This window comes from Bradyrhizobium sp. BR 10289, assembly GCF_019455385.1.
In the GTDB taxonomy this organism is placed as follows: domain Bacteria; phylum Pseudomonadota; class Alphaproteobacteria; order Rhizobiales; family Xanthobacteraceae; genus Bradyrhizobium.
Genome location: NZ_JACOFR010000030.1, coordinates 79,777 through 87,922 on the forward strand (window position 1 = coordinate 79,777; position 8,146 = coordinate 87,922).

Genomic DNA, 8,146 nt, shown 5'->3' on the forward strand with positions numbered 1-8,146 from the left:
CGCGGCGATCAATCGTCGCACTCCGGATTATTCTATCGAGCTCGCGCTTACAGGCTGTGACGGCGGTGGTGCTCGTTGATGGCGATCCAAACACGTTCTGGTGTCGCCGGCATGTCGATATGGTCGATCTTGTATTCGCGCCAGAGGGCATCGACGATGGCGTTGACCACGGCCGGACAGGAACCGATCGCGCCGGCTTCGCCCGCCCCCTTCACCCCCATCGGATTGGTGGTGCAGGGGACGTTGTTGGTCTCGAACACGAAGGACGGCCCGTCCGCCGCACGCGGCAGCGCGTAGTCCATGTAGGTCGCGGTGATGAGCTGGCCGTCGCCCGCGCCATAGACCACCTGCTCCATCAGCGCCTGGCCGATGCCCTGCATCGCGCCGCCATGCACCTGGCCCGCGAGCAGCAGCGGGTTCAGCGTCTTGCCGAAATCGTCGACGATGACGTAGTGGACGATCTTGATGATGCCGGTCGCAGGGTCAATCTCGACCTCCGCGACATGCGTGCCGTTGGGATAGGTGCCGTCGGCGCTGGCAAAGGTCGCGCTGGCGTTCAGCTTCGACGGATCGGCGCCCGGCCGCTTGGCGAGATCGGCAAACGAGATCGAACGGTCGGTGCCAGCGATGCGCACGAGGCCGTCGGTAATCTCGAGGTCGCCGGCGCTGGCTTCCAGCGCCTGCGCCGCGATCGCCTTCAGCTTCTCGCCGAGCTCGCGCGTGGCGCGCTCGACACTGACGCCACCCGACGGGATCGAGGCCGAGCCGCCGGTGCCAAGGCCCGTGGCGATCATGTCGGTATCGCCCTGGTGCACGTGGACGCGCTCGGGTGCGACGCCGAACTGCTCGGCGACGATCTGCGCGTAAGCCGTCTGGTGACCCTGCCCGCTCGACTGGGTGCCGATCAGCACGGTGATGTCGCCATTGGGGTCCATCCGCACATTGGCGGTCTCCTCGCCCATGGTGCCGCAGACCTCGACATAGCTCGCAAGCCCGATGCCGCGGATCAGGCCATTCTTCTTGGCCGCCTTGGCGCGCTTTCCAAACTCCTTCCAGTCGGCGATTTCCATCGCGCGCTTGAGATGCGCGGCGAAGTCGCCGGAATCATAGACCTTGCCCGTCGCCGTCTTGTAGGGCAGCGCCTTGGGCGGGATGAAATTCTTGCGGCGGATCGCATCCGGCGTCATGTCGAGCTTTCGCGCGCAGGCGTCAACCAGGCGCTCGATCACATAGGCCGCCTCGGGCCGACCCGCGCCGCGATAGGCGTCCACCGGCACGCTGTTGGTGAAGACGGTGCGCACCCGGCAGTGGAAGGCTTGGATGTCGTAGAGGCCCGGCAGCATGCCGGCGCCGCCATGCGGGATATAGGGCCCGAAGGTCGACAGATACGCGCCCATGTCGCCCATCAGGTCGCAATCCATCGCGAGGAACTTGCCGTCCTCGGCCAGCGCCATCTTCGCGGTGGTGACGTTGTCGCGGCCCTGCGCGTCGCCCATGAAATGCTCAGTGCGGTCGGCCGCCCATTTCACCGCCTTCTTCAGTTGTCGCGCGGCGACCGCCAGCAGGGCATATTCCCGATAGGGAAACAGCTTGGTGCCAAAGCCACCCCCGACGTCGGGGCAGATCACCCGCACCTTCTCGGTGGGGATCTTGAGAACGTTCTGGCAGAGGATGTCGCGCAGGCGATGGCTGCCCTGGCTGCCGATCGTCAGCGTCAGATGATCGCGCTTGGCGTCGTATTCGCAGACCGCCGCGCGCGTCTCCATGAAGCTCGCGACCACACGCGGATTGACGATCGAGATCTCGGCCACCGCATGCGCTTTCGCAAACGCAGCTTCGGTCGCGGCCTTGTCCCCGATCGAGACGTCGAACAGCACATTACCCGGCTTGTCGGGCCAGACCTGCGGCGCGCCCTTCTTGACGGCGTTGACGACACCGGTGACCGCCGGCAGCGGCGACCATTTGACATCGATCGCCTCGATCGCATCGCGGGCCTGGTCGATGGTCTCGGCGACCACGAAGGCGACGGAATCGCCGACATGGCGCACCTCGTCCTTCGCGAGGATCGGATAGGGAGGCCCCTTGAACGGGTCGGTCTCGAGATTGAACAGGCAGGGCAGATCGCCGAGATCGGCAACCTCGGCGGCGGTGAGAATCAGCGCGACGCCGGGCAAGCCGCGGGCGCGGCTCGCGTCGATGGTGAATTTGGCATGCGCATGCGGCGAACGCAGCACCAGGCAGCGCAGCGCAGCCTGCGGCGCGTAATCGTCGGTATAGCGGCCCTTGCCGCGAATCAGCGCGTCGTCCTCCTTGCGCAGCACGCTTTGGCCAACGCCGAACTTGATGGGAGCCGCCATTTTCTTATCCCGTTCCATGGTTGTTTTGCCGCATATTGCCGTGGAAAAATTGGCAAGGCAAACGGGTTTAGCCAGGCAGGACGCCTTGCGAAAAATTGTCCGTGCCCTCACCCGTCAGAGCGGGATCGGACGGAACGGCCGCAGCTCGGCCATTTCCCTGTGAAGATCAATTCGGTTAGACTAGTGGCACGATAGTTGCCGAACTCACCTCGCAGTGCACTCTTGAGAACAAGCAGCCCACTGACTGCTGCTCTCAAGGCACGCGTCCATCTCTGATGGTTGATCACTCACATCACCCCTCGGCTCCACGGATCCGTGAGGCGATCTCGCAGCGTGTCGATCGCGCGTTCAGGCGTGAAGTAGTCGATCTCGCCGCGCGTCAAGCCGATATCCATCAGCTCCCTGTCGCTCAGGTGCTGCAAGGTGACCAGCTGGCCCTGGCGGCGCCGCCGAAACACACGCCAGTATCGCCTGAGCAAGCTCAGGACGACGGAGAGGTCGATGCTGCGCCTGGCGGCGGCATAGCCCCCTGTCCCGGGTGTAATGGTCGTCTGTTGTGGCGGCATCGTACGCTCCTGCTGTGGTGCCGGCAGGGAGCGTGGCCAAACAAAAGGCCCCGTCCGATGCCGGCGGGGCCTGGTGGAAAAAGATGTCGACGTCGAATCTTAGCGCGCGACTCCTCCCACGGCCCAGCCGAAGCGGGTCATGTGGTTGCAGTTGAGTTTGCGCGGCGATTTGATCATGCCGGGCGAATAGCACGGCAATCACGCAAAATCAAGAGATGCGCGGACGTTGGTTGCACCCTGGAGGCGAGCGCTCCGTCCCGTTGCTAGCCGCGCACCAGCGAGACCAGCCAGCGACGCCCGAACAACGCGAGGATCGCGAGCGCGTAGACGATCGTGCCGCCGACGGCCAGCAAAGCCAGCGTCGCTTCATCCTTGAAATGCATCGCCCCCAGCACAGAACCGCTGAACCGCGCGATCAGCCAGAACGCGGCGGCCAGGATGATCCCGGTCAGCAGGAACTTGCCGAGCGAGGTCATCCACGCGCGGTCCAGCACGAGAAAGCCTCGTCGCACGGCGAAAAACAGCACCAGCAGCAGATTGGTCCAGACACCGACGGCGGTCGCGAGCGCGAGGCCGATCTGGGCGAGCGATCCCATCAACGCGACCTTGAGCGCCACGTTGACCGCGATGCCGGTCAGCGAAGCCCGCACCGGCGTCGCGGTGTCCTTGCGCGCATAGAAGGTCGCGACTGCGCTGCGGATCAGCACGAACGGGATCAGGCCAATGGCATAGGCGGCGAGCGTGCTGCCTGCAGCAACCGCATCCGCTTTCGAGAACGCGCCGCGGGCGAACAGCGCGCGCATGATCTCGTCGGGCACGGTGAGGAAGGCCGCGACGAACGGAATCGAGAACAGCAACGTGAAATCGAAAGCGCGGCGCTGCGCCTTCATCGCGCCATCATGATCGTTGGCGGTGATCCGGCGCGACATCTCCGGCAGCAGCACGGTGCCGATGGCAATGCCGATCACGCCGATCGGCAACTGATTGAGGCGGTCGGCGTAGTACAGCGCCGACAGCGCGCCTGCGGGGAGGAATGTCGCGATGATGGTGTCGGCGAACAGCGCGACCTGCGTGCCCATCGAGCCCAGTGTCGCAGGGCCAAGCGCCTTGAAGAAGCCGCGGATGTCTTCATCCAGCTCGAGCGGCGCGAAGCGCGGCAGACCGCCGTGGCGGGCAAGATCGCCGGCGAGCAGAAAGTATTGCAGGAAACCGGAGATCAGCACGCCCCAGGCCGCGGCGTGGCCTGCGGTCGGAAACCAGACGGCCACCGCCAGCGTCATCATCATCGCGACGTTGAGGAAGATCGAGGCGGCGGCAGCGCTGGCAAAGCGCTGCATCACGTTGAGCATGCCGCCATAGAGCGTCACCAGCGTGATCAGCAGCAGATAGGGAAAGGTGATCCGGGTCAGCTCGATTGCGAGCTTGCGCTGCTCGGCATCCTCGGAAAAGCCCGGCGCCAGAATGCTCATGGCCTGCGGCATGAACAACCAGGCGACGATCAGCAGCACGACTTGAGAGGCCAAGAGCAGCGTGAAGATGCGGTCGGCGAACAATCTCGCTGCCCCCTCACCCTTCTCTCCATGGACGTGGGCGTAGGCCGGCACCCAGGCGGCGTTGAACGCCCCCTCCGCAAAAATCGCGCGGAAATGATTGGGCAGCCGTAGGGCCACGAAAAAGGCGTCGGCCACTGGGCCCGCGCCCAGGATCGCCGCGAGCATGATGTCGCGGGCAAACCCCGTCAGCCGCGAGAGCAGCGTGTAACCACCGACCGTGAAGATGCGTCCGAGCATGCGGACTGTTCTAGAGGCTTATCGGGCAACCGATAAGTCTCTGAACGGTGGCGGGATCAAAAAAGAGGCTTGCTCGGTGCCCACCTCTCCCCGGCGGGGAGAGGTCGGATTGCTATGGCGCGCGATTGCGCGCCTGAGCAATCCGGGTGAGGGGCCGCAGCACCCAGTGAGAGTGAAACCCCTCACCCGGATCGCATCTTCGATGCGATCCGACCTCTCCCTACGGGAGAGGTGAAAGAAAGATCACCCCGCCAGTGCGCCTTGCACGGCGGCGATGATTCGTTCCTGATCGGCTTCGGTCAGATAGGCGTGCATCGGCAGGCTGATGACATCCTGCGACAGAGCCTCGCACCCCGGCAGGCCACCCTCGGCGACCGGATACTGCTTGTAGGCGGTCTGCTGATGCATCGACTTGCCGTAATAGATCGCGGTCGGCACGCCCTGGGCCTTCAGCGCGGCGGCAAAGCCGTCGCGGTCCGTGCCTTTCGGGAGGCGAATGGTGTACTGCGCCCACACCGACGTGTTGCCGGGCGCCAAACGCGGCACGGTCACCACATTGCTCAGCCCGCGCGCGTAACGCTCGGCGACCCCATTGCGGGCGGCGATCTCGTCATCGAAGATCTTCAGCTTCTCGATCAGCACCGCGGCCTGCATGGTATCGATCCGGCCGGTGAGGCCGAGGCGGACGTTGTCGTATTTGTCGACGCCCTGCCCGTGAACGCGGATGCTGCGCAGCGTCGCCGCGAGCTCATCGTCATCGGTGAAGATCGCGCCGCCGTCGCCGAAGCAGCCGAGTGGCTTTGCCGGGAAGAAGCTGGTTGCGGTGGCGAGCCCGAAGGTGCCGAGCTTGCGGCCCTTGTAACTCGCGCCGAAGCCTTGCGCGGCGTCGTCGAGCACGAACAGGCCTTCGGCCCTGGCGATCTCGGCAATCGCATCGTGATCGGCGGGCTGGCCGAACAGATCGACCGGAACGACCGCGACGGGCTTGAGGCCAGCTTTCCTGGCGGTCGCGATGCCGCGCTTGAGCGATTCCGGGCTCATGTTGAAGGTGGCTTCATCCACGTCGACGTAAACCGGCGTGGCGCCAGTCCGCGCCACCGGCGAGGCGGTCGCGATGAAGGTGAACGACGGACAGAACACGGCATCGCCGGGCCCGACATTCTTCGCCATCATCACCATCAGGATCGCGTCGGTGCCGCTGGCGCAGCCGATCACGTGCTTGGCGCCGCAATAGGCCGCAAGCTGCTTCTCGAGCTCGGCGACTTCAGGTCCGTTGACGAACTGGCAATGGTCCATCACGCGCTTGACGGCCTCATCGAGCGAGGCGCCGAGCCGGCGGCGCTGCGAGGCGACGTCGATGAAGGGAATGGGTTCGGAACGCAGATGCTGATTCATGACGCCTTGCGGGTTTGAAGCGATCGACATGGAGAGGGTTTTAGCCGGCGACGCGGCGCGGACCCTTGCGGGCGGGCGCCGTCGCCGCGGGACGCGACGGCGTCTCCAGGCACTGCGTCGCGATCTCCAGGCTGGCGACGCCTTCATCGCCGGTGACGGCCGGCGTCTCGCCGTTGCGCACGGCCTTGAGGAACGCGATCAGTTCGGCGCGCAGCGGCTCGTCATGGCCGACCGGCAGATGCCGCATCGAATAGCTGCCATCGGGCTTGAAGCCGAAGCACTCGGTGACCTGGCGCGTGAGCAGATCGCCCATCACGTATTTGCCGCGCGTCGCGACCGTGACGCTGCGCGCCTTGAACGGCGTCAGCCAGTTGGTGTTGATGTGGGCGAGCACGCCGCTCTCGGTGCGGAACTGCAGCAGCGCGATGTCCTCGCGCTCGGCCACCGCGCTCGACAATTGCGGCTGCACCTCGACGATGTCGGATTCGGTGAACCAGCGGATCAGATCGATGTCATGCACGGCGAGATCGATGACGACGCCGACATTGGACATGCGCGGCGGGAACGGGCCGACGCGCGTGATCGCGATGGAGAGAATATCCTCGCCCGCAATCGCCTGCTTGACCGCGGCGACCGCCGGATTGAAGCGTTCGACATGTCCGACCATCAGCGTCACGCCGGCCTTTTGCGCAGCAGTGACGATCTCGCGGCCTTCCGCGACCGTGGACGCGATCGGCTTCTCGACCAGCACGTGGATGTTCTTGGCGATGCAGGCGAGCGCGACCTCGTGATGCAGGTGGGTCGGCGCGGCGATGGTGACCGCATCGACGCCCGCGGCGAACAGCTGGTCGAGCGTCTCGAAGCCCTGGCAGCTCGCAAGCTCGGTGGTGCGCGTCAGGTGCACCGGCGATGGATCGACCACGCCGACAAGGGTGACGCCGGGAAGACCGCTGAGCACACGCGCATGGTTGCTGCCCATCACGCCGGCGCCAATGACGCCGACGCGCAGGCCGGCCTTTGCCGGTGCAGACACTTTGGAACTCATCTGAGCAAACCCCGATTCAACGCAAATCCCCGGGCCGCTTCTAGCACGGGTGCCACATTTGTGGCGAATGCCGGCCTGATGGCCCGGACACGATTTGATTCAAAAAGTTACACGTCCCCAGGCCTTAAGTGGCTGAAAGATCCCGCTGTTTCGGCCCGGAGGCGTGATTCGGAGCCTGTTGGTTACGACCTTTGATAGTCGTCTTCAATCCGGATGATGTCGTCTTCCCCGAGATAGCTTCCGGTCTGGACCTCGATCAGCTCCAGCATGATCTTGCCGGGATTCTCCATCCGGTGCACCGCGCCCATCGGGATGTAGATCGACTCGTTCTCGTGCACGGTCTTGACGGCCTCGTTGACGGTGACGCGGGCGGCGCCGCGAACCACGATCCAGTGCTCGGCGCGATGATGGTGCTTCTGCAGCGACAGACGCCCGCCCGGCTTCACCACGATGCGCTTGACCTGATGCCGCTCGCCATTGTCGACGGACTGATAGCTGCCCCAGGGCCGATGCACCTTCAGATGCTCCTCGGTCACCTTCGGCGCGACTTCCTTCAGCTTCGTCACCAGGCGCTTCAGGCCGTTGGCATCCTGCTGGCGCGAGACCAGGACGGCATCCGCGGTCGCGACCACGACGAGATCGTCGACGCCCTCGAGCGCGACCAGCGCATGATCGGTCGTGACGTTGCAGTTGCGCGAATCCTCGAACACGGCGGTGCCGTGCGCCGCATTGCCCTGCGCATCCTTGTCGGACAATTCCCACACCGCGCGCCAGGAGCCGACGTCGGACCAGCCGCAGGACACCGGCACGACGGCGGCGCGCGAGGTCTTCTCCATCACGGCATAGTCGATCGAGATCGCTTTCGCTGCGCCGAAGGCCTGCGGCTCCAGCGTCACGAAGCCGAGATCGCGGCCGGCACTGGTGACGGCGCTGGAGACCGCCTCGACGCTGGCCGCATCGACCTTGCGGTATTCGTCGAGCAGGACGCTGGCC

The 8,146-nt window shown here is 65.1% G+C and carries 6 protein-coding genes; all 6 read right to left on the reverse strand.

Going from position 1 to position 8,146, the window contains the following annotated elements; all coding sequences use genetic code 11:
• Positions 1-47: 47 nt before the first annotated feature.
• Positions 48-2,357 (reverse strand): xanthine dehydrogenase family protein molybdopterin-binding subunit, encoded by a 2,310-nt coding sequence (locus HYH08_RS32940; RefSeq protein ID WP_220013988.1) that lies wholly within the window; start codon positions 2,355-2,357, stop codon positions 48-50.
• A 287-nt stretch (positions 2,358-2,644) separates the two neighbouring features.
• Positions 2,645-2,923 (reverse strand): YjiS-like domain-containing protein, encoded by a 279-nt coding sequence (locus tag HYH08_RS32945; RefSeq protein WP_220013989.1) that lies wholly within the window; start codon positions 2,921-2,923, stop codon positions 2,645-2,647.
• Positions 2,924-3,186: 263 nt separating this feature from the next.
• A complete protein-coding gene (gene murJ, locus HYH08_RS32950) occupies positions 3,187-4,713 on the reverse strand; it encodes a murein biosynthesis integral membrane protein MurJ (RefSeq protein ID WP_220013990.1) in 1,527 nt (508 codons plus the stop codon).
• Between the two features lie 243 nt (positions 4,714-4,956).
• Positions 4,957-6,108, reverse strand: a complete 1,152-nt coding sequence (locus tag HYH08_RS32955; protein ID WP_220013991.1) for a DegT/DnrJ/EryC1/StrS family aminotransferase — start codon at positions 6,106-6,108, stop codon at positions 4,957-4,959.
• A 40-nt stretch (positions 6,109-6,148) separates the two neighbouring features.
• Positions 6,149-7,153 (reverse strand): Gfo/Idh/MocA family protein, encoded by a 1,005-nt coding sequence (locus tag HYH08_RS32960; RefSeq protein ID WP_220013992.1) that lies wholly within the window; start codon positions 7,151-7,153, stop codon positions 6,149-6,151.
• A gap of 182 nt (positions 7,154-7,335) precedes the next feature.
• On the reverse strand, positions 7,336-8,146 hold an 811-nt coding region (locus HYH08_RS32965; protein ID WP_220013993.1), incomplete at its 5' end, for a cupin domain-containing protein.